Raw genomic sequence first — 25,588 nt, 5'->3', positions numbered from 1 at the left:
CATTCGCAAAGACTGGATTTCAGCCATGATCCTCGGCCGTCTCAACCATATCGGCGTGGCAACGCCGTCCATCGCGGACAGCATCGCCTTTTACCGCGACGTGATGGGCGCGACGCGCATCCATGCGCCCTTCGACCTGCCGTCACAGGGGGTGAAGGTGTGCTTCGTCGATACGCCCAACACCCAGATCGAGCTGATCGAGCCGCTGGGCGCGGACTCGCCAATCCATGGGTTTCTGGCCAAGAACCCCGCCGGGGGGCAGCATCACCTGTGCTATGAAGTGCCCGACATTCATGAGGCCAAGGCCTGGTTCGAGGCGAAGGGCGCCCGCGTGCTGAGCGAGCCGCGGATCGGCGCGCATGGCACGCTGATCTTTTTCGTCCACCCGCGCGACATGGGCGGCGTGCTGACCGAAATCATGGAGACGCCGAAAGGCGATCATTGATGACCGATAAACCCACCCCCGCCGACTGGGCCGCGCTGGCCGACAAGGAAGTGAAGGGCCGCGACCTGACCTGGCAGACGCCAGAGGGGATTGCGGTCAAACCACTCTATACCGCCGAGGATGTGGCCGGCATCGACCCCGGCCTGCCGGGCTTTGCGCCGTTTACGCGCGGGGTGCGTGCCAGCATGTATGCGGGCCGGCCATGGACGATCCGGCAATATGCGGGCTTTTCCACGGCGGAGGAATCCAACGCCTTTTACCGCCGCAACCTTGCCGCCGGGCAAAAGGGGCTGTCCGTCGCCTTCGACCTGGCCACCCATCGCGGTTATGACAGCGACCACCCGCGCGTGACCGGCGATGTCGGCAAGGCGGGCGTGGCCATCGACACGGTCGAGGACATGAAGATCCTGTTCGACGGGATCCCGCTGGACAAGATGTCGGTCAGCATGACGATGAACGGCGCGGTGATCCCCGTGCTCGCCTTCTTCATCGTCGCGGCGGAGGAACAGGGCGTCGATCAGCGGCTGCTCGACGGGACGATCCAGAACGACATCCTGAAGGAGTTCATGGTCCGCAACACCTATATCTATCCGCCCGAGCCATCGATGCGGATCATTGCGGACATCTTTGCCTACACCTCGTCCAACATGCCGAAGTTCAATTCGATCTCGATCAGCGGCTATCACATGCACGAAGCCGGGGCGACGCAGGTGCAGGAGCTGGCCTTCACCATCGCCGACGGCATCGAATATGTCCGGCGCGGGGTGGAAAGCGGGCTGGATATCGACGCGTTCGCCGGGCGGCTGTCGTTCTTTTTCGCGATCGGCATGAACTTTTTCATGGAAGTCGCGAAGCTGCGCGCCGCGCGCCTGTTGTGGCACCGGTCGATGACGATGCTGGGGGCGAAGGACGAGCGGAGCAAGATGCTGCGCACGCATTGCCAGACCAGCGGCGTGTCGCTGACCGAGCAGGACCCGTACAACAACGTCATCCGCACGACGGTGGAGGCGATGGCGGCGATGCTGGGCGGGACGCAGAGCCTGCACACCAACGCGCTGGACGAGGCGATTGCGCTACCCACCGATTTTTCGGCACGCATTGCCCGCAATACGCAGATCGTGTTGCAGGAAGAAACGGGCATGACCCGCGTCGTCGATCCGCTGGGCGGCAGTTATTATGTCGAGGCGCTGACCTGCGAACTGGCCGACAAAGCATGGGAAATCGTCGAGCGGGTCGAGGCCGAGGGCGGCATGGCGAAAGCGGTTGCTGCCGGATGGCCAAAAGCAATGATCGAGGAAGCCGCCGCCGCCCGCCAGGCGCGCGTCGACCGGGCCGAGGATGTGATCGTCGGCGTCAACAAATACCGGCTGGCGAACGAGGACCTGCTGGAAACGCTGGAGGTCGATAACGCCGCGGTGCGGGAATCGCAGATCGCCAGGATCAACATGGTCAAGGCGAAGCGCGACGAAACGGCGGTCGAGGCTGCGCTAAATGCCATTCGGGACGGCGCGCGGGGCGATGGAAACCTTTTGGCACTCGCCGTCACGGCGGCTCGGGTGCGGGCGACGCTTGGCGAAATCTCTGCCGCGATGGAGGATGTGTTTGGCCGTTACGCCACTGTACCGACCCCGGTACGCGGCGTCTATGCCGCGCCCTATGCCGAGGATGATCGCTGGGCACAGGTGACGGCGGGCGTGGATGCCGTCGCCCGGCGGCTGGGGCGCCGCCCCCGTCTGCTGGTCGCCAAGATGGGACAGGACGGGCATGATCGCGGCGCAAACGTGATCGCGTCCGCCTTTGCCGATCTGGGGTTCGAGGTGGTCAGTGGCCCCCTGTTCCAGACGCCGGAGGAAACCGTCGTCCTGGCACTCGACAGCGGGGTCGATGTGGTCGGCGCGTCCAGCCTGGCGGCGGGTCACAAGACGCTGATCCCCGCGCTGATCGCCGGACTGCGCGAGGCGGGGCGCAGCGATATCAAGGTGATCGCAGGCGGCGTCATCCCGCCCCAGGATTACGACTATCTGCGTGATGCAGGGGTTCAGGGCATTTATGGCCCGGGCAGCAACGTCGTCGAATGCGCGGCCGATGTGCTGCGCCTGCTCGGCCACAATATGCCGCCGGCGGAGGTCGATGCGTGATCGGCCGGTTGCGTCATGCGTTCTGGCTGCTGGCGCTGGCCAGCTGGGCCTCGTCCGCCAGCGCGCAGACGCAACCGGCAGCGACGCCGATCGTCATCGGTCAGTCCTATCGGCTGGACAGTCGGGTGATGCCAACGCCGCGCACGATCAATGTCTGGCTGCCACCATCCTATGCCGCCGGGAACAGGCGCTATCCCGTCCTTTATCTGATCGACGGCGGGGTCGATCAGGATTTCCACCACATCACCGGGCTGGTCCAGCTGGGTTCCGTCAACGGGACGACGCGGGACGTCATCGTGGTGGGGATCGAGACTGTCGACCGGCGCAACGAACTCGCCTTTCCCACGACGGATGCCAAGCTGAAGGCGGACTATCCCACCGCCGGAGACAGCGCGCGGTTCCGCCGGTTCATCGCCGCGGAGGTCAAACCCTGGGTCGAGCGCAGCTTTCGGACCGATGGCATGGACACGGTGATGGGGGAATCGCTTGCCGGCCTGTTCGTCGTCGAAACGCTGCTGCGTCAGCCCGCGCTGTTCGATCAGTATATCGCGATCAGCCCCAGCCTGTGGTGGGACAACCAGTCGCTGCTGGCCGCTGCCCCGCCGATGTTGCCGGGCACGGCCGGAAAGACCCTGTGGCTGAGCGTCGCCAATGAACAGGGAATGGGCGTTGCGCCCTTTGCCGACCTGCTCCGCACCAACGCACCAAAGGGTCTGACATGGACATTCGCGCCGATGCCGGGCGAAACCCATGCCACCATTTATCACGGCGCGTCGATGATCGCGCTGCGCCAACTGTTTGCACAAGCCGAGGCTGAATGATGTTCAAGAAGATCCTGGTCGCCAATCGCGGCGAAATTGCCTGCCGCGTGTTCCGCACGGCCAAGCGGATGGGGATTGCCACCGTGGCGGTCTATTCCGATGCCGACGCGCGCAGCCCCCATGTGCTGATGGCGGACGAGGCAGTGCGGCTCGGCCCGGCGCCTGCTGCCGAAAGCTATCTGAAGGCGGACCTGATCCTGGCCGCGGCGCAGGCGACGGGCGCGGACTGCATCCATCCCGGCTATGGCTTTCTGTCGGAGCGGGAAAGCTTTGCCCGCGCCTGCTCGCAAGCGGGCATCGCCTTTGTCGGCCCGCCGCCTAACGCCATCGCGGCGATGGGCGACAAGATCGAATCCAAGAAACTGGCCAAGGCGGCGGGCGTCAACGTCGTCCCCGGTTATCTGGGCGAGATCGCGGACACCGAAGAGGCGGTGCGGATCGCCAGCGACATCGGCTTTCCGGTGATGATGAAGGCATCGGCGGGCGGCGGCGGCAAGGGGATGCGCCTTGCATGGAGCGAACAGGACGTCCGCGACGGGTTCGAGGCGACGAAGCGCGAAGGGCTGGCCAGTTTCGGCGATGACCGCGTGTTCATCGAAAAGTTCATCGAAAGCCCGCGCCATATCGAGATCCAAGTGCTGGGCGACCAGCATGGCAACATCCTGTATCTGGGCGAGCGCGAATGTTCGATCCAGCGGCGGCACCAGAAGGTGGTCGAGGAAGCGCCCTCCCCCTTTGTCACGCCGGAGATGCGCCGGGCGATGGGCGAACAGGCCGTCGCCCTGGCCCGCGCGGTCGGCTATTTTTCGGCCGGGACGGTCGAGCTGATCGTCAGCGGCGCCGATACCAGCGGCAAGAGCTTCTACTTCCTGGAAATGAACACCCGGCTTCAGGTGGAGCATCCAGTGACCGAGGCGGTGACGGGCATCGACCTGGTTGAACAGATGATCCGCGTTGCGGCCGGCGAGCGGCTGGCGTTCGGTCAGGACGATATCCGGCTGAATGGCTGGGCGATCGAGAACCGCGTCTATGCCGAGGATCCGTACCGCGGGTTCCTGCCATCGACCGGGCGGCTGGTCCGATATGCCCCGCCATCGGCATCCGCCACGCCCTATGGCGCCCCGGATTCCGCCGGCGCCTATATCCGCGTCGATGACGGCGTGGCCGAGGGTGGCGAGGTGTCGATGTTCTATGATCCGATGATCGCCAAGCTGATCACCTGGGCCCCCACGCGCAATGAGGCCGCCGATCTGCAGGTGCAGGCGCTGGACGGGTTTCAGATCGAGGGGCTGGGCCAGAACATCGATTTCCTGTCCGCGCTGATGCAGCATCCCCGCTTCCGGTCGGGTGCGCTGACCACCGGCTTCATCGCAGAGGAATATCCCGAGGGGTTTTCAGGCGCGCCGGCATCGGCCGAGCTGACCCGCGCGCTGGCGGCGATCGCGGCGGGGCTGTCGTTTACGACTGCGGGCCGCGCGCGACAGATTTCGGGACAGCTTGGCACCGCGCCGCTGCCCTCATCCGGCTGGACCGTCAGGATCGGCGGGGAGGATCACGCCGTCACCCTTGCCGAAGGTCATGCAACGGTCGATGGCGAACGGGTCGAAGGCACGATGCACTGGCAACCGGGCGACCGGATGGTGACGGCCACGGCCAATGGCGACACGCTGTCGGTGAAGGTCAAGCGCACGCGCACCGGATGGCTGTTGACGACGCGCGGCGCCGCCCACCGGGTCGAGGTGCTGCCCGCGCATATCGCCCCCTATCGCCGGCACATGATCGAAAAGGTGCCGCCGGACATGAGCCGGTTCCTGCTGTGTCCGATGCCGGGCCTGCTGACCCAGTTGCACGTCGCGCCCGGCGACAAGGTGGAGGCCGGTCAGCCGCTGGCGGTGATCGAGGCGATGAAGATGGAAAACATCCTGCGCGCCGAAAAAAGCGCGGTGGTGAAGGCTGCGAACTTCGCACCGGGCGACAGCCTGGCCGTCGACGCCGCGATCCTCGAATTCGAATAGGCCGGTTCAGCCGGCGGCCCATTCCCGCCGGCTGACCCCCTGAGCATAAAGCAGGGCGGTGAGGTCACCGGCATCGACGCGCATCTGCGCGGCGGCAGCGACTACCGGCTTGGCATGATAGGCGACGCCCAGCCCCGCCCGCTTGATCATCGCCAAGTCGTTGGCCCCGTCGCCCACGGCCAGTGTCTGTTCCGACTTCAGCCCCAGTTCGGCCGTCGCGGCAGCCAACGTCGCTTCCTTGGTCGCCGAATCCACGATGGGCTTGGCCACCGCCCCGGTCAGCTTGCCGTCCGCGATCAGCAGTTCGTTGGCGATCATCCGGCTGAACCCGATCCGCTCCGCCACTGGCCCGGCAAAGCGGGTAAAGCCGCCCGAAATCAGGATGGCCGTCGCGCCCCAGCCGCGCATCGTGCGGACCAGTTGGGTCGCGCCGGGCATGATCCGTACCCGTTCGGCCAGGCACTGTTCGATGGCGCTTTCGGGCAGCCCGGCCAACAGGGCGACGCGCGCATCCAGCGCCTCTGCAAAATCAAGTTCGCCGCGCATCGCCCGCTCGGTCACCTCGGCAATCTGCGGCTTGATCCCGGCATAATCGGCCAGTTCGTCGATGCACTCGACCGTGATCATGGTGGAATCCATGTCGGCGACGATCAACCGCTTGCGCCGGTCCGGACCATCGGGCTGCACCGCGATGTCGATGCCGGGAAAGGCCAGCTCCAGGTTCAGGCGTGCAGCATCGGGATTGACCATGAAGCGGATGTCGCCCGCCACGCCTTCGTCGATCCACTGCCGTGCCGAAGGCGCGCAGCCGGCCCCCGCCAGCCGATCCATCGCAGCGGAAAAATCCCCCTCGCTCAGACGATCCGATGCTATCAGCGTGGCGATGAACATGTCTTCCGGCCCTTCCCTTCCGCGCGTCGCGCTCATCGCAGGGCCGACCGCCAGCGGCAAGAGCGCAATCGCGCTGGAACTGGCGCGGCGGTATGACGGCGTCGTCATCAACGCCGATGCCAGTCAGGTCTATGCCGATCTGCGCATCCTGTCCGCCCGGCCGACCGAGGCCGAGGAAGCAGAAGCGCCGCATCGGCTGTTTGGCCATGTCGACGGGGCGGATGCCTATAGCGCGGCGCGCTATGCCGCGGATGCGCGCGCGGCGATCGACCAAGCGGTCGCCGCGGGCCGATTGCCGATCCTTGTCGGTGGCACGGGGTTGTACCTGCGTACGTTGATCGACGGGATAGCGCCGGTGCCGGAGATCGACGCCGCCATCCGGGCGGAGGTGCGCGCCATGTCCGTTGCGGCGGCGCATGACCGGCTGATCGCGGCCGATCCCGATGCTGCTGCCCGGCTTCACCCCGGCGACACGACGCGGGTTGCCCGCGCGCTGGAGGTGAAGCTGTCCACCGGCCGGACGCTGGCGCAATGGCAGGCGCAGCGCGTGGGCGGGATCGGCGACCGCATCGCCCTGACCGCCGCCATCCTGTTGCCCGATCGGGAATGGCTGGCGGCACGATGCGATGCCCGGCTGGCTGCGATGTTCGATGGCGGCGGCGTGGACGAGGTGGAGCGGCTGCGCCTTCGCCGTCTGGACCCTGCCCTGCCCGTCATGCGCGCGATCGGCGTGCCGGAAATCGCCACGATGCTCGACGGCACGATGACCAGGGCAGAGGCGATGGACCGCGCCATGCTGGCCACCCGCCAATATGCCAAGCGGCAATATACCTGGTTCCGGAATCAACCGCCCGCCGGGTGGGAACGGCTCGAAACGAATGAAAAAACTGTGACCATTGGCTATTTTGAAACTAAATTACACCATTAGAGGTTGACGCGCATTTTTTATGTCATTAGCAGCGCGGTCTCACTTCTGATATTGCAACTGCGAAATTGTGGAGGCGTACCGTGACCGAGAAGAGTGGAGCCGACATCCTGGTCAAGGCGCTGATCGACCTCGGCGTGGAGGTCGTGTTCGGCTATCCGGGCGGGGCGGTGCTTCCCATTTATGACGCGCTGTTCAAGCAGAACGCCGCCCCTGGCCGGCGTCAGATCAAGCACATCCTGGTCCGCCACGAACAGGCCGCGACCCACGCGGCAGAGGGCTATGCCCGGTCCACCGGCAAGCCGGGCGTCGTGCTGGTCACGTCTGGCCCCGGTGCGACCAATGCGGTGACCGGCATTGCCGATGCGTTGATGGATTCCATTCCCATGGTCGTCATCACCGGCCAGGTGCCGACGACGCTGATCGGATCGGACGCGTTTCAGGAAGCCGATACCGTCGGCATCACGCGCCATTGTTCGAAGCATAATTATCTGGTCAAGGACCCGGCCAAGCTGGGCGACGTGGTGCACGAGGCGTTCCATATCGCCACCCAGGGTCGGCCCGGCCCGGTCGTGATCGACATTCCTAAGGATGTTCAGGTCGCCACCGCAAAGTATCGCAAGCCCGGCCCGATCCAGCACAAGACGTACCGTCCGCAGGTCAAGGCCGATCCCGCACTGATCGAGGCGGCGGTCGAGATGCTGGCGGCGGCGGAACGGCCGATCCTCTATACCGGCGGCGGCGTCATCAATTCCGGCCCGGCGGCAACGCAGCTGCTGCGCGAACTGGCGCGGGTCACTGGCGCGCCGGTCACCTCCACACTGATGGGTCTGGGTGCCTATCCCGCGACGGGCGATCAGTGGCTGGGGATGCTGGGGATGCACGGCACCTATGAGGCCAACTGGGCGATGAACCAGGCGGACCTGATCCTGTGCCTGGGCGCACGGTTCGACGACCGGGTGACCGGGCGGCTGGACGCCTTTGCGCCGAACAGCAAGAAGATCCATGTCGATATCGACCGGTCGAGCATGAACAAGACCGTCCGGGTCGACCTGCCCGTGGTTGGCGATGTCGGGCTGGCGATGGAGGATATGCTGAAGGTGTGGAAGGCGCGGCAGACGCCGAAACCCGACCTGTCGGCATGGTGGGCCCGCATTGCCGAATGGCGGGCGGTCCGCTGCCTCGATTTCCCCGCCTCGCGGGAAGAAATCATGCCGCAGCACGCGATCCGCGCGCTGTACGAGGCCACCAAGGCACGCCAGCCGATCATCACGACCGAGGTGGGCCAGCATCAGATGTGGGCCGCCCAGCATTTCGGGTTCGACGCGCCGAACAAATGGCTGACCAGTGGCGGCCTTGGTACCATGGGCTATGGCCTTCCCGCCGCGATCGGCGCGCAGCTGGGCAATCCGGGCGCGCTCGTCATCGACATTGCGGGCGAGGCGTCCATTCAGATGAACATTCAGGAGCTGGCGACGGCGACGCAGTATCGCCTGCCGGTCAAGATCTTCATCCTGAACAACGAATATATGGGGATGGTCCGCCAGTGGCAGGAACTGACCTATGAAAGCCGTTATGCGGAAAGCTATTCGGACAGCTTGCCCGATTTCGTGAAGCTGGGCGAAGCCTATGGCTGGAAGGGCATCCTGATCGAGCGGCCAGATCAGCTGGACGACGGCATCTCCGCGATGCTGGACCATGACGGTCCGGTGATCGTCGATTGCCGCGTGGCGAAACTCGCCAACTGCTTCCCGATGATCCCGTCGGGCGCGGCGCACACCGAAATGCTGCTGCAGGCGGCAGAGGTGTCGGGCACCATGGACGACGAAGCGAAGGCGCTGGTTTAAGCTCATGCACATCAAGCAGGAAATTGCCGAGCGGCACACGCTCGCCGTCATTGTCGATAACGAGCCGGGCATCCTGGCGCGGATCGCCGGGCTGTTCACCGCGCGCGGCTACAACATTGAAAGCCTGACGGTCAGCGAGATCAGCGACGATGACGCGATCAGCCGCATCACCATCGTCACCAGCGCATCGGCGCCGATGATGGAACAGATCATCGCCCAGCTCGACCGGCTGGTGCCGGTGCACAAGGTGACCGACCTGTCGGCGCTTGGCCCCCATGTCGAGCGCGAGCTGGCGCTGGTAAAGGTGCGCGGCACAGGCGATCATCGGATCGAGGCGCTGCGCCTGGCCGAAGTCTATCGCGCCCGCGTGGTCGATGCGACGACCGAAAGCTTCGTGTTCGAGGTGACGGGCGGCACCGAAAAGCTCGACAAGTTCGTGGAACTGATGCGCGAGCTTGGCCTGGTCGAGATTGCCCGTACGGGGATTGTTGCCATCGCCCGGGGAAAAGAGGCGGCTTGATCTAGAGTTGAAACCAGCCGTCACCCTGAACTTGTTTCAGGGTCCATCCCGCCATATGCGGCTATGCCGCTGCGACCGATGGATGCTGAAACAAGTTCGGCATGACGGCATCACAAAGGGGACTGATTTCAAATGCGTGTCTATTACGATGCCGACGCCGATCTGAACCTGATCACCGGCAAGAATATCGCCATCCTGGGTTATGGATCGCAGGGTCACGCCCATGCGCAGAACCTGCGCGACAGCGGCGTGCCGAACGTCGCCATCGCGCTGCGCCCCGGATCGCCGAGCGCGGTGAAGGCGGAGGCCGCAGGGTTCAAGGTGATGGCCAATGCCGATGCCGCCGCATGGGCCGATATCCTGATGATCCTGGCGCCCGACGAGCATCAGGCGGACATTTACGCCAAGGACCTGCACGCCAATCTGAAGCCCGGCGCGGCGCTTGCGTTTGCCCATGGCCTGAACGTACATTTCGGCCTGATCGAGCCGCGCGCCGATGTGGACGTCATCATGATCGCGCCCAAGGGCCCCGGCCACACCGTGCGCGGCGAGTATCTGAAGGGCGGCGGCGTCCCCTGCCTGATCGCCATTCATCAGGATGTTTCCGGCAATGCCCATGACGTCGCCCTCGCCTATGCCAGCGGCGTCGGCGGCGGGCGTTCGGGGATCATCGAGACGAATTTCCGCGAGGAGTGCGAAACCGACCTGTTCGGCGAACAGGCCGTGCTGTGCGGCGGCACCACCGCGCTGGTGCAGGCCGGGTTCGAAACGCTGGTCGAGGCTGGCTATGCCCCGGAAATGGCCTATTTCGAGTGCCTGCACGAACTGAAGCTGATCGTCGACCTGATGTACGAAGGCGGCATCGCCAATATGCGCTATTCGATCAGCAACACGGCCGAATTCGGCGATATCCGCACCGGCCCGCGCATCATTACCGAAGAGACCAAGAAGGAAATGAAGCGCGTGCTGGCCGACATTCAATCGGGCCGGTTCGTCCGCGACTTCGTGCTGGACAACCGGGCCGGCCAGCCGGAGCTGAAGGCCAGCCGTGGCGCAGCGCGCCGGCACCAGATCGAGGAAGTGGGCAGCAAGCTGCGCGGCATGATGCCGTGGATCGGCGCCAACAAGCTGGTCGATCAGGCCAAGAACTGAGGAAAAGCAGCCTGGCTCGCCGTGCCCTTCCTGTTCCTGTGGGGATCAGGCGGCGCGGCGGGCCTGGGCAAAGCCCTCAAACGTCGCCCGGACGGCGGGTGACGCCGGAGCGACCATGGCATGGACCCGTTCGACGAACACGTCGCGGGCAACCCTGTCGTGAAGATGCGCCATTGCCCAGTTGCCAAACTGGCGTTCGCTGATTGTAGCCCGGGCAAGGATGACCGTGGCGCGGTGCCGCGCGTCCTTGCTGATCCGGGCAAAGGTGGCCTCTACCGCGGTCTCTGGCCCTTCCAGCACCTGCAGAAATCGACCGCCATCGGAATAAAGCAGGCCGGTAATGCCATCGCGCTCGTTGTTTCTGCGCGAAACCGTCAGGATGTCCGAAATGTCGCGAGTACCAAGGTTCGCGCGAACCGAACTGACGTAGACGATCTGAAGCATGACTGGCCGACCTTGCACTAAACGCAGCCCAGGCATTTAACTGGACGACCGGTTAATAAACCATGTTTATCGGCCGAATTGACCGATTGCATGCAACCGAAAACAGCAAGTTTCCACGGCATGGCTGGACGGATGGGATGGCGTGCCACACATACCGATTTCTGGTTTATCAACAGGAGGCTCCCCCATGCGTAAAGTCCTGATCCTTGCGGCGCTTGCCGCGTCCGCCCCGCTGATGGCGCAGTCCGCGCCGCAGCTGCCCGGCGCCGTCGATGCGTCGCGCGTCACCGGGGGCACCTATGCCGCCGATCCCGGCCACTCGCTCATCGGCTGGGAAGTCAATCACTTCGGGTTCAATGACTATTTCGGCATCTTTGGCGATGTGTCGGGCACGCTGACGCTCGATCCCAAGAACCCCGCCGCTGCCAAGGTGGACGTGACCATTCCGGTGTCCAAGGTGACGACCGCCAGCGCCGGCCTGACCGGGCATCTGCTGCGCGCCGGCAAGGACGGGGGCAAGCCGGACTTTTTCGGTGCCAATCCCGCCGATGCCAAGTTCGTGTCGACCAAGGTCGTGCCCGGTGCCGATGGCAAGTCGGCGACGATCACTGGCAACCTGACGCTGAACGGCGTGACCAAGCCGGTGACGTTCGAGGCCGAGTTCACCGGGGCCGGCAACAACCCGTTCAACAAGAAGGAAACGATCGGCTTCGAGGCTGAAACCAGCATCAAGCGGAGCGATTTCGGCGTGAACTACGCGCTTCCGGTCGTGTCGGACGAGGTTGAACTGGACATCTCGATCGCATTCGAAAAGCAGTAATCGGACCGGGGGTGGCGATCGTTTCGCCGCCCCCTGTTTCAAATCATGTCGCCAGACGACGGATCGACGTCATAAAATTACCCACCAACAGATTTTCGGGCTGGACAATAATGCCCCCCGCACGTCATAGCGCGGGGCATGATCGCGGCACAGCTCAACACCCTCCTACGACTTATCCGCCCTTAGGCGGTGTGTTTTCGCGTGCTGTCGCGCCGCCTGGGGGATGATCGAAAGAGCCAATCAGCCGCAACGCATTCGCACGGCGCAGCCGCGTGCCAATGACGGAACAGAATGACCATGCTCCGCGATCCTTCGACGAAATACCGCCCCTTCCCCACCATCGACCTGCCCGACCGGCAATGGCCGGGCCGGACGATCACCCGCGCCCCGCGCTGGCTGTCCACCGATATGCGGGACGGCAATCAGGCGCTGATCGATCCCATGGACAGCGAGAAGAAGCAGCGTTTTTTCGACCTGCTGGTCGGGATCGGGCTGAAGGAGATCGAGGTTGGTTTCCCCAGCGCCGGTGCCACCGAGTTCGATTTCATCGCCGGGCTGGTCCGGTCGGGCCGCATCCCGGACGATGTGACGGTGCAGGTGCTGACCCAGGCGCGGCGCGACCTGATCGAAACAAGCTTCGACAGCCTGGACGGCGTGCATCGCGCCATCGTCCATGTGTATAACGCGGTCAGCCCCGCGTGGCGGCGGATCGTGTTCAACATGGACCGCGCACAGGTGAAGCAGATCGCCGTCGATGCCGCACGGATGCTGGTCGACAATGCCGCAGCGCGCCCCGCCACCGACTGGCATTTCCAGTATTCGCCCGAAACCTTTTCGACCGCCGAACTGGAATTCAGTGTCGAGGTGTGCGCGGCAGTGATGGACGTGATCCAGCCAACGGTGGATCGCCCGCTGATCCTCAACCTGCCCGCCACGGTCGAATGTGCGACACCGAACGTCTATGCCGACCAGATCGAATGGTTCTGCCGCAATCTGCCCAATCGGGATGCGGCGGTCATTTCGCTGCACACCCATAATGATCGCGGAACCGGCGTGGCAGCGGCCGAGCTGGGGCTGATGGCCGGGGCCGACCGGGTGGAGGGGTGCCTGCTGGGCAATGGCGAGCGGACGGGTAATTGCGACCTGGTGACCGTTGCGCTCAACCTGTACACACAGGGCGTCGATCCGGCGCTGGACCTGTCCGACATCGATACCATCGTGAACACGGTGCAATATTGCACCAACATCCCGGTGCACCCCCGCACGCCCTATGCCGGTGACCTGGTGTTCACCGCCTTTTCCGGCAGCCATCAGGACGCGATCAAGAAAGGGTTTGCGGCTCAGGAAGCGCGCAACGACGGCCTGTGGGAAGTGCCCTATCTGCCCATCGATCCTGCCGATCTGGGGCGCAGTTACGAAGCGGTGATCCGCGTCAATTCCCAATCCGGCAAGGGCGGCGTGGCTTGGGTGCTGGAACAGGATCAGGGGCTGAAACTGCCCAAACGGCTGCAGGCCGATTTCAGCCGCCATGTTCAGGCGCTGGCCGATGCCACCAGCCGCGAATTGAACGCCGCCGACATCTGGGCGTGTTTCCAGAACAGCTATCGCCTGACCGGGCCGCAGCATTTCACGCTGGAAGCGTATGAGGAAGCGCGCGCGCCCAATGGCGACCGCGTATTTGCCGGCCATGTCGGCATGGGCGGCGAATTGCGGTCGGTCAGCGGCCGGGGCAATGGGCTGATCTCGTCCGTTGTCGCTGCGCTGAACGAAGCGGCCGGCCTGTCGCTGGATGTTGCGGATTACAGCGAGCACGCCATCGGCAAGGGGTCGGGTACGCGCGCCGCCGCCTATGTCGAATGCGTCGACGCCGATGGCCGTACCCATTGGGGCGTCGGTGTGGACGAGGACATCGCCACGGCCAGCGTCCGCGCGGTCATTTCCGCCGCGAACGCTGCCCGCGAATAACCGGGGCGATCGCCGGGCCGAACCGCCCGGCGACCATCCCTTAACCTTGGCCCATCAGTGCGAGCACTTCCTTGCGGCTGCGCTCGTCGTCGCGGAACACGCCCATCATCCGGCTCGTGCTCATCGACACGCCGGGGGTGCGCACGCCCCGCGCCGTCATGCAGGCATGGGTCGCCTCGATCACCACGGCCACGCCACGCGGTTTGAGGTTGTTCCAGATGCAGTCCGCGACCTCGGCAGTCAGGCGTTCCTGCACTTGAAGCCGCCGGGCATAGCCGTGGAGGACACGGGCAAGCTTTGAAATCCCGACCACCCAGTTCTGGGGCAGATAGGCGATGTGCGCCTTGCCGATGATCGGGGCCATGTGATGTTCGCAATGCGACTGAAACGGGATGTCGCGCAGCAGCACGATATCGTCATAGCCGCCAACTTCCTCGAACACCCGCGACAGGTGATGGGCAGGATCCTCGGCATAACCGGCGCAATATTCCCGCCAGGCACGGGCCACCCGTTTCGGCGTGTCCTGCAAGCCTTCACGGGTCGGATCGTCGCCAGCCCAGCGAATCAGCGTGGCAACCGCCGCGGCGACATCGTCCGGCACAGGAATCTTGGGCGGCGAAGCGACCAGATCGCCGTTGCCAAAACCGTCTTCATCATGATCCGCCAAATTATGCACTCCTGCTGGCAACTGCCGCTACGGCAGGGCGGCAGATGGGCAGTGGTTTCGCAAATGCAACTGTCTCGACCGGGAAACATCGGGAAAACGTCGTATTTTCCACATGCTAAATTCCATTGACCTGTCAATTTTTCGCGCGTTAGCTGCGCGGCAATCACCAGAAGCAGCCGACCGGGCGACAGATCCCAGGCGGCCGACAGCAGAGAGGACGCCGCATGAAAACCCGTCATTATGTCGCAGTCAGCACGATGGCCCTGCTCGCATTCGCCGCAGCCCCTGCTGCTGCACAGGAAGCAACCGCCCCCGTGCCGCAGGAAGAGGAATTTGAATCCGCCGGCGACATCATCGTCACGGCGACGCGCCGCGAACAGTCGATCCAGGAAATCCCGATCGCGGTGACCGCCGTCCCGCAATCGCTGCTGCAGAATGCGGGCGTTCAGGATATTCGCGGGCTGGAGCAGCTTGCCCCATCCATCCAGTCGTCGACCGGCCAGTCATCGGCCACCGGCACCACCCTGTTCATCCGCGGCATCACCACGGCAGGCGACAATCCGGGGTTCGAACCGGCGGTCGGCGTGTTCATCGACGGCGTCTATCGCGCGCGGGCCGGCGTCGCCGTGTCCGAACTGCCGCAGCTGGAGCGGGTCGAGGTGCTGCGTGGACCGCAGGGGACGCTGTTCGGCCGCAACACCTCTGCCGGTGCGCTGTCGATCTTTACTGCCAAGCCGAGCTTTGACCTCGGCGGCTATGCTCAGGCGACCTATGGCAATTACAACCAGATCGAACTGGAAGGCGCCGTCACCGGGCCGATTTCGGAAACGATCGCCCTGCGCATCGATGGCGGCTATCGCAAGCGCGACGGGTATATCGAGGATGTGAACAGCGACCGGTCGATCAACGACATCAATCGTTATTATGTCCGTGGTCAGGCGCTGTTCGAAACGACGGACGTCACCTTCCGCCTGATCGGCGATTATTACGAAACCGATGAAAATTGCTGCGGCGCTGTGAGTGCAGCACGGGTCGGCGGCGCATCCAACCCGACCCCGCTGATCGACGCGATCGCCGGGGCACAGGGGCTGGACGGCGTTTACACGGGCGATCCGTCGGAACGGCGCATGGCCGTGTCGCCAAACCGCGCCTTTACCGAAAAGGTCCGCGATTACGGCGTTTCCGGTGAACTGAACTGGGATCTGGGCGGGGTGTCGCTCACCTCGATCACCGCCTATCGCCAGTGGCGGGCGCTGCGCGATCAGGACATTGATTTTTCCGGCATCGACCGCGCCTATCGTGAGGATTACCTCAACGAACTGGGCACCATTACGCAGGAACTTCGCCTGCAGGGTTCGGCATTCGACGGCGGTCTCGACTGGCTGGTCGGCGGCTTTTATCTCAACGAAACCAACAAGCTGCGCGATACGGTGCGGGTCGGCAACGACGCGAACCGGTATGTCGATTCCATCTTTGCCAACGGCCTGCGCGCCAGCTTTGGCACGCCGCTGCAATTCTATGGATCGCTTCCGGGCACGCCGCTGCTCGGCCAGGCGCTGCTCGGCACGCCGACTGGCAACTTCCCCGCCGCGCTGCAACCGCTGGTCACCCTGTTCAAGGGGCAGGCGGGCGTTCAGGCAGTGCCCGGCGTAACGCCGATCCCCGGCCTGCTGGCGCTGGCGACATCGCCCTTTCCCTCGGCGGTTGCCGGCCAGGGCAACAACAATGACGATTTCCGCGTCAAGACCAACGCGGTCGCGCTGTTCACCCACAATATCATCAATTTCACGAACAAGCTGTCGCTGACGCTTGGCGCGCGCTGGAATTATGAAAAGAAGGAACTGGACGCGACGATCAACAGCAACACGGGCAGCTGCGGCTTCTTCAATCAGGTGCGCAGCGGCAATGCCGCGGCCAATGCCTATGCGTTCGTGCTGCGCCAGCTGGGCGTGTACAACAACCTGTTCCTGCTGAGCTGCAACCCGGCGCTGAACAGCGAATTCAACGGCACCTACAGCGACGATTTCAGCGACAGCCAGATCACCGGCACCGCCAAGCTGGCGTACAAGATCAACGACGACGTCCTGCTGTACGGTGGCTATGATCGCGGGTTCAAATCCGGCGGCTACAACATGGACCAGGCCACGTTCGACAGCGTCCAGCTGGGCGGCAATGGCGCGCAGGCCAGCGACCTGCAGTTCGACGGGGAAACCGTCGATGCCTATGAAATCGGCCTGAAGACGTCGCCGCTGCGCGGCCTGACGTTCAACATCGCGGGCTTTTATTCCAAGTTCAACAATCTTCAGTCGCTGGTGTTCAGCGGGACCAATTTCGTCGTCCAGAATGTCGACAGCACGACCAGCAAGGGCATCGAGGTGGAAACCACGATCCAGCCCGATCGCAACCTGCTGATCCGCTGGGGCTACAGCTATATTGACGCCAAGTATGACGAGAGCAACGATTTCGCAGGTACCCCGTTGCAGGGTCAGGAAGGGCTTCAGCTGCTCAACCAGCCCAAGCATACGGTGACCATCGCCACCACCTGGACCCCGGAGATCGGCAATGGCGTTCACGCTCTTGTCCATGCCGACATGCGCTATAATTCGGAGGTGAACCTGAATTCGACCGCGCCCAATCCGGTGACGGGCGAGACGGCGCTGCGCAATCAGGGCTATCCGCTGATCAATGCCCGCCTTGGCATCCAGAACAGCGACGGTTCGCGCGGCCTTGAATTCTTCGTCGAGAACCTGACGAACGAATTCTATTACATCACCAGCTTCCCCGTGCCGGAGCAGACGGGCAATATCGCCGGATATCCCGGTCTGCCCCGCTTTTACGGGATTCAGGCACGCTTCGGGTTCTGAACCGGACAGTCAGCACCGACCAGACAGGAAGGGCGCGCCACTGCGGCGCGCCCTCTCTTGTATCCATCCCTGATTAGTGCGTAAATCGACCCCGCATTACGGGGGATGGTGGAATGACGACGGGCGCAGCGCGCTATTCTGGGCTGGATGCCGTGCGCGGTGTCGCGGTGATGGGCATCCTGTTGATGAACATCGTCGCCTTTTCGATGCCTCAGGCGGCCTATTTCAACCCCTATGCCTATGGCGGGACGGATCCGGTCAACCTGGGCGTCTATCTGGTCAATTTCGTGCTGTTCGACGGCAAGATGCGCGGGCTGTTCTCTTTCCTGTTCGGCGCGTCGATGCTGTTGATCGCCAAACGCGCCGCCGAAACCGGTGGTAGCGCCGCTCGCACCCATTATCTGCGCATGGCGTGGCTGTTTGCCTTTGGCATGGCGCATCTGCTGCTGATCTGGTGGGGCGACATTCTGAACCATTATGCGCTGATCGGCTGCATCGCCTTTCTGATGCGCTATTTCAGTGTGCGGAAGCTGATCTGGGGCGGCGTCGGCCTGCTGGTTGTCCAGCTGCTCGTCGTTCTGCTGCTGCTTGGTTTTGCAGCGGCCGCCACCCAGCCCGATGCCGCACCGGAACTGGCCAAGGCCGCAGGGGAGCTGCGCCTGGGGTTCGGCATCCCGCTGCCGAACGAGATTGCCGACGCCCTTGCCCTTCACCGGGGCAGCTATGCCGGCCTGGTCGCCTATCGGTTCGACAAGTTCCTCTTCTCCCCCATCGGCGGCCTGCTGCAATTCGGCTGGGAAACGCTGGCCTATATGATGTTCGGCATGGCGGCGTTCAAATCCGGCCTGCTGACGGGCGAATGGTCGGCATCGCGGCTGCGGCGCACAGCATTAATCGGCTTTGGCATCGGCCTGCCCGCCTATGTCGGCATCGCCTATATCATGGTGCATTATGATTTCGGCATGGTGCCCGTAATCGGCGCATCGAACGTGCTGACGGTGCCGTTCCGCCCCCTGATGATCCTGGGCTGGGCCTGTGTGATCGTCGATATGACCAGCCGTGACGGGCCGCTGACCCGCCGCCTGGCCGCCACCGGCCGGATGGCGTTCACCAATTACCTGATGACCAGCATCGTGATGACGACGCTGTTCTATGGCTATGGCTTTGGCCTGTTCGGCTATCTGAACCGCTGGCAGATCTATATTCCCGTGCTGGGCATGTGGGCAGCCATGCTGATCTGGTCGCCGCTCTGGCTTAGCCGGTATCGGTTCGGGCCGTTCGAATGGGCGTGGCGCAGCCTGGCGCGCTGGCAGGTTCAGCCGATGCGCGGGCCAGCCATCGCCTGAGCCGGAATTATTGATAACGCCTCTCATTTCTTCTTGCGAGAAGATCGCAGTAGCGTTAGCCTTCCCTCAACAAGCGAGGGATTCGATGATCGTCTGCGTCTGCAATGTCATCCGCGAAGTCGAACTGGAACAGGTTGCCCGGATGGGTGCCGGAACGGTTGCACAGGCCTATCGCGCGCTGGGCAAGCAGGCGAAATGCGGTCAATGCACTTGCTTCGCACGACAGATTATCGATGGCGCGCGTGCAACTGATTGCCAGTCTCACCTTCAGAAAGTGGCTTGAATCCGCCATTTTCCGGCTGTTTTTTGCCCGACATCGCCGCTAGGATACGCGCCGTAACAGCAAGGATATCGGCGCAATGAAGGGTGATCCCAAGGTCATCGAATTTCTGAACACGGTGCTCAAGAACGAGCTGACCGCGATTAACCAGTACTGGCTGCATTACCGGCTGTTGTCGCACTGGGGCGTCAAAAAGCTGGCTGATTACGAGCGGCACGAATCCATCGACGAGATGAAGCATGCGGATTGGGTGTCGGAACGCATCCTGTTCCTGGACGGCCTGCCCAATTTCCAGATGCTCGGCCGCCTCCGCATCGGCGAGACGGTGGAGGAAATCCTGAAGGCCGACCTTGCGCTGGAATATGATGCGGTCAAGGATCTGAAGGACGCGATCGAACATTCCGAAAGCGTCCGCGATTATGTCAGCCGCGACCTGTTCCGCCGCATCCTCGACAGCGAGGAAGAGCATATCGACACGCTGGAAACCCAGTTCGAGATGATCGAACGCATGGGGCTTCAGAATTACATTCAGCTCAATTCAAAGGCGGAAGAAGCCTGAACCGGCAGACCCGGTAAAGGCCCCGAACGATCAGGCGGTGGGCATCGCCCGCCGCCCGAACCCCTGCGGCTTGCGCATGACGAGCGGGTTGGCCTCTCGCTCCAGCAGGGCCAGCGTCGCCTCGAACAGCGGGCGCAGCTGGACGATATGTTCCAGCGCCGCAGTCGGGCTATCCTGATTTTCGACGCTGAGCCGGGCGATGGATTCGATCGTTTCGGCAAGCTCGCCCAGCGGCTCTGCGCCGAACTGACGGGATTCTCCCTTGAGCGTGTGGGCGGGAATGACCATGGCGGTGGCATTTTGCGCCCGCATCGCCGCCTCGATCGCCGCGACGGACTTGATTCCATCTTCGCGGAAATAACCGAGGATGCGGACGAAATTGGCGCCAAGTTCCGTCCGCGCTTGTGAAAAGGCGGTCCAGTCAACCAGGGCGTCCGGCCCGTTTTCCCCCATCGGATACTCCATCCGCGTGTCTAAAACCTCATCCGGTGTAACGCCAAAAGCGTAATCAGACGGTTAAGGGCAACGGATCAGGGCAGGCGGAAATGCCCGGTTGCGATCTTTTCAACTGCATGGCCGTGCTGGTCCGCGACCAGCCGGATCTCGCCCTCTGCCGCGGGGTCGTCGGCCTCGATCTCGATGGGCGGGGTGACGCCGCTGCGCAGCACGCGGCTGAGCCGGATCGCGGGCCACGGACAGCGCAGCCCGCGCGCGTCGATCCGGTGGGTCATCCCTTGTCGTCGAACGGGTTCTTTGGCGCGCGCAGCGACAGGCGCACCGGCACGGCACCAAAGCCGAATTCGCGGCGCAGGCCATTGACCAGATAGCGGCGATAGCTTTCCGGCAACTGATCGACACGCGTCCCGAACAGCACGAACGCCGGGGGGCGCGTCTTGTTCTGGGTGATGTAGCGCGGCTTGATCCGGCGGCCGCCCGGTGCAGGCGGCGGGTTGGCGTCGATCGCACGTTCGAACCAGCGGTTAAGCTGGCCGGTGGATACGCGGCGCGACCATGCCTCACGCGTTTCGAACGCGACCTTGATCAGCGTATCGATACCCTTGCCCGTCACTGCCGACACGGTCAGCAGCGGAATACCCTTTGCCTGTGCCAGCCCCTCGTCCAGCGCGGCCTTCACCCCGTTGAACAGGCTGGAGGCATCATCCGCCACGTCCCATTTGTTCAGCGCGATGATCAGCGCACGCCCTTCCTGAAGCACGCGGTCGGCGATCTTCAGATCCTGAAGCTCCAGCCCCTTGGTCGCGTCGAGCAGCAGCACGACGACCTCGGCGAAATCAATGGCCCGCAGCGCATCGGCAACGGACAGCTTTTCCAGCTTTTCCTGAACCCGCGCCTTTTTGCGCATTCCCGCCGTGTCGATCAGGCGAACCGGCCGCCCCTGCCATGACCAGTCCACGGCAATGGAATCCCGCGTGATGCCCGCCTCTGGCCCGGTGATCAGTCGATCCTCGCCCAGGATGCGGTTGATCAGCGTGGATTTGCCGGCGTTCGGACGGCCGACGATCGCCAGCTTCAGCGGGGCGGAATCGGGATCTTCCGGCTCCTCGGGCTCGCCATCCTCGTCCGGACGCTCGCAATAGGGGCGCAGCGCCTCGAACAGGTCGACCACGCCTTCGCCATGTTCGGCGGACATCGGGATCGGGTCGCCGATGCCGAGGGCCATCGCCTCGATCACGCCGGATTCGCCCGCCCGCCCCTCCGCCTTGTTGGCGATCAGCACGACGGGGGTGTCGGACACGCGCAGCCAACGCGCGATTTCCTCGTCCAGCGGGGTCAGGCCGGCACGGGCATCGATCATGAACAGGGCGACATCAGCATCGCGCACCGCCGCTTCGGTCTGCGCGCGCATCCGCCCGGGAAGCGTTGCCGCATCCTCGGTTTCATAGCCCGCGGTATCCATGACCATGAAGTCCAGACCGAGCAGGCTCGCCTCGCCCTCACGCCGGTCGCGGGTCACGCCCGGCTGATCATCGACAAGCGCCAGCCGTTTGCCCACCAGCCGGTTGAACAGCGTGGACTTGCCGACATTGGGTCGACCGATGATGGCCACGACGGGCAAAAGATGCGCCATGATTGCTGCCTTTGCGCCTTGTTCAGCGCCAGGCGGTCAGGCGACCGTCATCGGACAGGGTGTACAGGGTGTCGCCAGCGACGACAGGTTGCAGGGTAAATCCGCCCTTGTCCGCTTCGGTCGTCGAAATCACGCTGCCGTCGGTGGGCGACACCTGCGCCATTTCGCCGCGCGAATTGAGCAGGATCAGGCGACCGCCGGCCAGCACGGGGCCAACCCAGTTGACCGGCCCCTTGCGGCTTTTTTCGTTGCGATACCGCTGAAGCTGCGTGATCCAGCGGACCTTGCCATTGGCCCGTGCAACCGCGGCCAGACGCGCCTCACTGGTCACGACGAAAATCCATTCGCCGACAACCCAGGGCGTGGCGATGCCGCCGATATTCTGTTCCCACAAACGCTGGCCGTTCAGGATTTCGACGGCGACCATCCGCCCGCCCTGCCCGACCGCATAAACGCGGCCCTGATCGATCACCGGTTCGGCATCGATATCGACCAGTGCCGAAACCGACGTGGAAATCGTGGTGCGCGATAGCGTGTCGGCCCAGAGCGACCGGCCGTTTTCATAGCGATAGGCGTTGAGTTCGCCCGAGGAGAAGCCGGTGACGACCGTTCCCTGCGCTACGGCAGGCGCGGCCACGCCGAACACGCCCTGTGGCTCAAGCGACCCGGCCTGGGTCCACACGACCGATCCATCCGCCTGCGACAAGGCGAACAGCTGATTGTCCTGGCTGAGCGCATAGACATTGCCATTGGCCAGCGTCGGTGCACCGCGCAGCGGGCCGCCCGGCTTGGACCGCCAGGCCTGGGCGCCATTGGTGGCATCCATCGCCACCACTTCGCCGATACCGTTGGTCGCATAGACGCGGCCGCCATCGACGCTGACGCCGCCGCCAAAGCGCGAACGCTTGTTCGCATCCTCGGTCGAGGTCTGCTGCGACCAGATCATCGTGCCGGTATCGGCCGCATAGGCATGAACCACAGCATCGCTGTCCATCACGTACAGACGGCCATCCGCCACAACCGGCGCGGCGGCGAGACGGACGAACTTGGTCGTGCCGGGAATGGTGACCGACCAAGCGCGGGTCAGGCTCTGACCCAATGCCGGGTGGCCCATCGACTTGGACGCATTGCCGCCCGGCTGATTCCAGGACGCGTTGGTCGCCGCGGGCGGCACCAGTATCTCGATGGCGGCGATCGTCGGATCGGCCTTCACCTCATTCTCGCTGACCAGAATGGGGACGCGCTGGCCCACCACCGGCGTCCGCTTCTTGCCCTTGCCGCCGAAAACGCCGCAGCCGCTCAAGAGCGCCAGCGCCGTTGCCGCAAGCAGAACCTTGCCCGTCATCTTCATTTTGCGTTCTTTTCCTCGGACTGGTTGGGGGCGGCCGGCGCATCGCCTTCGGCCTTTTGGGCGGCGCTCTGGTCGATGGCATCGACGCCCAATAGCCCCGCCATCTGAACCGCGCGTTGCCGGATGGTTTCCGACACATCCTCGGACTTGGCAAGTTCGCCAAAGATGCGTCCCGCCTCTGCCTCTCGCTTCATGCTCATCAGCGCGATCGCGGTCAGTTCGCCGGCTGTGCCGAAATAGGGGCTTTCCTTGGTCGCCATCGGTTTCAGCCGGTTGATGACCTGATCGGGGCTCAGCGTGTCATATTCGGCCAGCGTCTGACGCAGCAGGGCAAGGTTGCGCACCGCCTCTGGCTGATCCGTATCGTTGGCCACTGCGGCAAACTTTGCCGCCGCGCCCTTCAGGTCATTCCTGGCCAGCATGATGTCGGCCTGAGTGAACACCGCCGCAAAGCGATAGCCATCGACATTCGATCCGGCCAGTTCCGCCAACGGCTTGGTCGCCTCGTCCGCCTTGCCCTTGGCCAGCGAATCAAGCGCCGCGCTCAGGACGACGCCCTGTTCCGCCGCCCGGGTCGACTGATAATGCTGCCACCACAGCCAGCCGCCAAAGGCGGCCAGGCTCAGCACCACGACGGCAATGATGATCTTGCCCCAACGACGGAAAATGGCGGCGGCCTGCTCGCGCCGCAGCTCTTCGTCCACTTCGCGCAGGAAAGCGTCATTATTCTGAGGTGTCAGCGCCAAGTGATGCTCCATAACGTCGGGAATGCCCGGTGGCAGCGGACCTTAGCCGCGCGGACCGCCAAACGAAAGCCGCTCAATCCTTTGGTCGGTAAATCTGTTCCTCACCGGGAAAGCGGCGGGCCCGAACATCAGCGGCATAGCCTTCAACGGCGGCGGAAATGCGGCCGGCGACATCGTCGAACCGCTTTACGAACCGGGGAACGCGGTCGAACATGCCCAGCATATCCTCGGCCACCAGCACCTGACCGTCGCATTGGGCCGATGCGCCGATGCCGATCGTCGGGCAGGCGATGTCGCGGGTGATGTCGATGGCGATCGATTCCATCACCCCTTCGATCACCACGGCAAAGGCACCGGCATCGGCCACCGCCTGTGCATCGCCGGTAATCTTTGCCGCTTCCTCTGCACTGCGACCCCGCGCGCCATAACCGCCCAGCAGATTCACTGCCTGAGGCGTCAGGCCGACATGCCCCATCACCGGGATACCCCGTTCGGTCAGGAACCGCACCGTCGGAGCCATGGCCACCCCGCCCTCAAGCTTCACAGCCGCAGCGCCCGTTTCCTTCATCAGCCGCGCTGCGCTGGCAAAGGCCTGTTCGGGGGATGCTTCATAACTGCCGAACGGCATGTCGATGACGACCAGCGCGTGATAGCTGCCCCGCACCACCGCAGCCCCGTGGGCGGCCATCATTTCCAGCGTGACCGGGACGGTGGAGGGCAGGCCATAGATCACCTGACCCAGGCTGTCGCCGACCAGTAGCATGTCGCAATGCGGATCGAGCAGCTGGGCCATGCGCACCGTATAGGCCGTCAGCATGACCAGCGGCTCGGCATCCGGCCCCTTGCGCTTGCGGATCGCGGGCACCGTCAGCCGCTTCATCGGGGCGGGCGTCGGATTGGCGCGGCTGGTTGCCGTGTCGATCGTGAAGGTCGTGGACATGCCCCGCGCCTTAGGCGGCATTGTGACCGTCGCCAAGGGATGAGCACGAATGACGTTACGCCTAATTGACTCCATGTTCGTTTTCTTTAACATTACGTCGCAGATATCAAACATGGAGGGTGGAATGTCGTTTCGGGAAAAGCTGGCCTGGGTGTCCCTGGTTAGCACTGTCATCGTCTGGGGCGGCTTCTTCCTCTATCTACTGGGCAGCCCGCACAGTGCGCGGGGCATGGCGATGATCGGGCCGTTCATCCTGGCCGTGCTGGTGCAGGTGGCGGTGATGATCGCGATGACCGCCTATTGGTCGATCCGCGCGCCGGATGAGGCAAGCGCCCCAGCCGACGAGCGGGAAAAGACCATTGGCAACTGCGCAACGGCATCCGCCTATCTGGTGCTGGTCATCGGACTGGTGGCGACCATCGTCGGTCTGCACATCGGGCTGCACGGGCCGGACGTCATCTTTGCGCTGGCCGGGGCGTTCATCCTGGCCGAGGCGGTTCGGTATGGCAGCGCCGCCATCGCCTTTCGCCGGGGCGTCTGAGCATGGCCGACCAGCCGCACCTGTCCAACCATATCCGCACGCTGCGCTTCATGGCCGGCGAAATGACGCAGGCCGAACTGGGCGAGCGGATCGGCGTAACGCGCCAGACGATCGCCGCCATCGAGCAGGGCCGGTATTCCCCCACCCTGGAAGCAGCGTTCCGCATCGCCGAAGTGTTCGGCAGGCCGCTGGAGGAGGTCTTTCACTGGCGCGCGGACTAGG

25 protein-coding genes are annotated in these 25,588 nt (G+C 63.9%); 16 read left to right on the top strand and 9 right to left on the bottom strand.

The genetic code is table 11. The annotated features are described in order from the left end of the window. The first annotated feature begins 25 nt into the window (after positions 1-25). The 4 genes from mce to ACNI3Q_RS01120 are packed head-to-tail and all read left to right on the top strand — an operon-like array spanning position 26 to position 5,419. Positions 26-445 carry a methylmalonyl-CoA epimerase gene (gene mce / locus ACNI3Q_RS01135; protein ID WP_426273443.1) on the top strand — a complete coding sequence of 140 codons (420 nt, stop codon included), beginning with the start codon at positions 26-28 and terminating at the stop codon, positions 443-445. Continuing rightward, complete coding sequence (gene scpA, locus ACNI3Q_RS01130; RefSeq protein ID WP_426273441.1) at positions 445-2,583, top strand: methylmalonyl-CoA mutase; 2,139 nt, start codon at positions 445-447, stop codon at positions 2,581-2,583. Before mce ends, scpA begins: the two co-directional genes overlap by 1 nt. After that, positions 2,580-3,404, top strand: coding sequence for an alpha/beta hydrolase (locus ACNI3Q_RS01125; protein WP_426273439.1), 825 nt, complete (start codon positions 2,580-2,582; stop codon positions 3,402-3,404). Before scpA ends, ACNI3Q_RS01125 begins: the two co-directional genes overlap by 4 nt. Then, positions 3,401-5,419 (top strand): ATP-binding protein, encoded by a 2,019-nt coding sequence (locus tag ACNI3Q_RS01120; protein ID WP_426273437.1) that lies wholly within the window; start codon positions 3,401-3,403, stop codon positions 5,417-5,419. The genes ACNI3Q_RS01125 and ACNI3Q_RS01120 overlap by 4 nt, the downstream gene beginning before the upstream one ends. 6 nt (positions 5,420-5,425) lie before the next feature. Here the strand turns inward: ACNI3Q_RS01120 and serB are convergent, their stop codons facing one another. Then, entirely contained in the window at positions 5,426-6,310 is an 885-nt protein-coding gene (gene serB, locus ACNI3Q_RS01115) for a phosphoserine phosphatase SerB (RefSeq protein WP_426273436.1), read from the bottom strand. Here serB and miaA point away from each other — a divergent pair. The 4 genes from miaA to ilvC all read left to right on the top strand — a co-directional run bounded on the left by miaA (position 6,303) and on the right by ilvC (position 10,754). Beyond that, positions 6,303-7,238 (top strand): tRNA (adenosine(37)-N6)-dimethylallyltransferase MiaA, encoded by a 936-nt coding sequence (gene miaA, locus ACNI3Q_RS01110; RefSeq protein ID WP_426273435.1) that lies wholly within the window; start codon positions 6,303-6,305, stop codon positions 7,236-7,238. The two genes, serB and miaA, sit on opposite strands and share 8 nt — an antisense overlap. 80 nt (positions 7,239-7,318) lie before the next feature. Continuing rightward, on the top strand, positions 7,319-9,082 hold the full coding sequence (locus tag ACNI3Q_RS01105) for an acetolactate synthase 3 large subunit (protein WP_426273433.1): 1,764 nt from the start codon (positions 7,319-7,321) through the stop codon (positions 9,080-9,082). A 4-nt stretch (positions 9,083-9,086) separates the two neighbouring features. Further along, a complete protein-coding gene (gene ilvN, locus ACNI3Q_RS01100) occupies positions 9,087-9,602 on the top strand; it encodes an acetolactate synthase small subunit (protein ID WP_260019768.1) in 516 nt (171 codons plus the stop codon). A 132-nt stretch (positions 9,603-9,734) separates the two neighbouring features. Further along, entirely contained in the window at positions 9,735-10,754 is a 1,020-nt protein-coding gene (gene ilvC / locus ACNI3Q_RS01095) for a ketol-acid reductoisomerase (protein WP_260019769.1), read from the top strand. 45 nt (positions 10,755-10,799) lie between these two features. On the opposite strand, the gene ACNI3Q_RS01090 is transcribed toward ilvC, so the two are convergent. Continuing rightward, positions 10,800-11,198, bottom strand: a complete 399-nt coding sequence (locus tag ACNI3Q_RS01090) for a BLUF domain-containing protein (RefSeq protein ID WP_426273430.1) — start codon at positions 11,196-11,198, stop codon at positions 10,800-10,802. Between the two features lie 187 nt (positions 11,199-11,385). On the opposite strand from ACNI3Q_RS01090, the gene ACNI3Q_RS01085 reads away from it, so the two are divergent. Both ACNI3Q_RS01085 and leuA read left to right on the top strand, forming a co-directional pair. After that, positions 11,386-12,018: a YceI family protein gene (locus ACNI3Q_RS01085; protein WP_260019771.1), complete on the top strand. Its 633-nt coding sequence runs from the start codon at positions 11,386-11,388 to the stop codon at positions 12,016-12,018. A 297-nt stretch (positions 12,019-12,315) separates the two neighbouring features. Further along, positions 12,316-13,983: a 2-isopropylmalate synthase gene (leuA, locus tag ACNI3Q_RS01080; RefSeq protein WP_426274165.1), complete on the top strand. Its 1,668-nt coding sequence runs from the start codon at positions 12,316-12,318 to the stop codon at positions 13,981-13,983. A gap of 40 nt (positions 13,984-14,023) precedes the next feature. On the opposite strand, the gene folE is transcribed toward leuA, so the two are convergent. Then, positions 14,024-14,650 (bottom strand): GTP cyclohydrolase I FolE, encoded by a 627-nt coding sequence (gene folE / locus ACNI3Q_RS01075; protein WP_260019772.1) that lies wholly within the window; start codon positions 14,648-14,650, stop codon positions 14,024-14,026. Between the two features lie 224 nt (positions 14,651-14,874). Between folE and ACNI3Q_RS01070 the strand changes: the two genes are divergently transcribed. The 4 genes from ACNI3Q_RS01070 to bfr all read left to right on the top strand — a co-directional run bounded on the left by ACNI3Q_RS01070 (position 14,875) and on the right by bfr (position 19,699). After that, positions 14,875-17,514, top strand: a complete 2,640-nt coding sequence (locus ACNI3Q_RS01070) for a TonB-dependent receptor (RefSeq protein WP_426273427.1) — start codon at positions 14,875-14,877, stop codon at positions 17,512-17,514. A 113-nt stretch (positions 17,515-17,627) separates the two neighbouring features. Beyond that, the gene (locus tag ACNI3Q_RS01065) at positions 17,628-18,860 is read left to right on the top strand and encodes a DUF418 domain-containing protein (protein ID WP_426273425.1); all 1,233 of its coding nucleotides are present in this window, start codon (positions 17,628-17,630) and stop codon (positions 18,858-18,860) included. Positions 18,861-18,945: 85 nt separating this feature from the next. Beyond that, the gene (locus ACNI3Q_RS01060; protein ID WP_426273423.1) at positions 18,946-19,143 is read left to right on the top strand and encodes a (2Fe-2S)-binding protein; all 198 of its coding nucleotides are present in this window, start codon (positions 18,946-18,948) and stop codon (positions 19,141-19,143) included. 76 nt (positions 19,144-19,219) lie between these two features. Continuing rightward, positions 19,220-19,699, top strand: coding sequence for a bacterioferritin (bfr, locus tag ACNI3Q_RS01055; protein ID WP_260019776.1), 480 nt, complete (start codon positions 19,220-19,222; stop codon positions 19,697-19,699). A gap of 30 nt (positions 19,700-19,729) precedes the next feature. Here the strand turns inward: bfr and ACNI3Q_RS01050 are convergent, their stop codons facing one another. From ACNI3Q_RS01050 to panB, 6 genes are all read right to left on the bottom strand, one after another. Then, the gene (locus ACNI3Q_RS01050) at positions 19,730-20,152 is read right to left on the bottom strand and encodes an Hpt domain-containing protein (RefSeq protein WP_426273421.1); all 423 of its coding nucleotides are present in this window, start codon (positions 20,150-20,152) and stop codon (positions 19,730-19,732) included. Between the two features lie 77 nt (positions 20,153-20,229). Next, positions 20,230-20,430, bottom strand: a complete 201-nt coding sequence (locus tag ACNI3Q_RS01045) for a sulfurtransferase TusA family protein (protein WP_426273419.1) — start codon at positions 20,428-20,430, stop codon at positions 20,230-20,232. Next, complete coding sequence (gene der / locus ACNI3Q_RS01040; protein WP_260019779.1) at positions 20,427-21,788, bottom strand: ribosome biogenesis GTPase Der; 1,362 nt, start codon at positions 21,786-21,788, stop codon at positions 20,427-20,429. The genes ACNI3Q_RS01045 and der overlap by 4 nt, the downstream gene beginning before the upstream one ends. A 22-nt stretch (positions 21,789-21,810) precedes the next feature. Beyond that, complete coding sequence (locus ACNI3Q_RS01035; protein WP_426273417.1) at positions 21,811-23,139, bottom strand: outer membrane protein assembly factor BamB family protein; 1,329 nt, start codon at positions 23,137-23,139, stop codon at positions 21,811-21,813. Continuing rightward, positions 23,136-23,885, bottom strand: coding sequence for a tetratricopeptide repeat protein (locus tag ACNI3Q_RS01030; protein ID WP_426273415.1), 750 nt, complete (start codon positions 23,883-23,885; stop codon positions 23,136-23,138). The genes ACNI3Q_RS01035 and ACNI3Q_RS01030 overlap by 4 nt, the downstream gene beginning before the upstream one ends. Before the next feature lie 73 nt (positions 23,886-23,958). Further along, on the bottom strand, positions 23,959-24,825 hold the full coding sequence (gene panB / locus ACNI3Q_RS01025) for a 3-methyl-2-oxobutanoate hydroxymethyltransferase (protein ID WP_426273413.1): 867 nt from the start codon (positions 24,823-24,825) through the stop codon (positions 23,959-23,961). A gap of 124 nt (positions 24,826-24,949) precedes the next feature. Between panB and ACNI3Q_RS01020 the strand changes: the two genes are divergently transcribed. Further along, entirely contained in the window at positions 24,950-25,366 is a 417-nt protein-coding gene (locus tag ACNI3Q_RS01020) for a hypothetical protein (RefSeq protein WP_426273412.1), read from the top strand. Positions 25,367-25,368: 2 nt separating this feature from the next. Then, positions 25,369-25,587 carry a helix-turn-helix transcriptional regulator gene (locus ACNI3Q_RS01015; protein ID WP_426273410.1) on the top strand — a complete coding sequence of 73 codons (219 nt, stop codon included), beginning with the start codon at positions 25,369-25,371 and terminating at the stop codon, positions 25,585-25,587. Position 25,588: the final 1 nt, after the last annotated feature.

It is taken from the genome of Sphingomonas eleionomae, assembly GCF_049889035.1.
Classification (GTDB): domain Bacteria; phylum Pseudomonadota; class Alphaproteobacteria; order Sphingomonadales; family Sphingomonadaceae; genus Sphingomonas.
The sequence above is the reverse complement of the archived record's forward strand: the minus strand, read 5'-3'. Positions and strand labels throughout refer to the sequence as shown.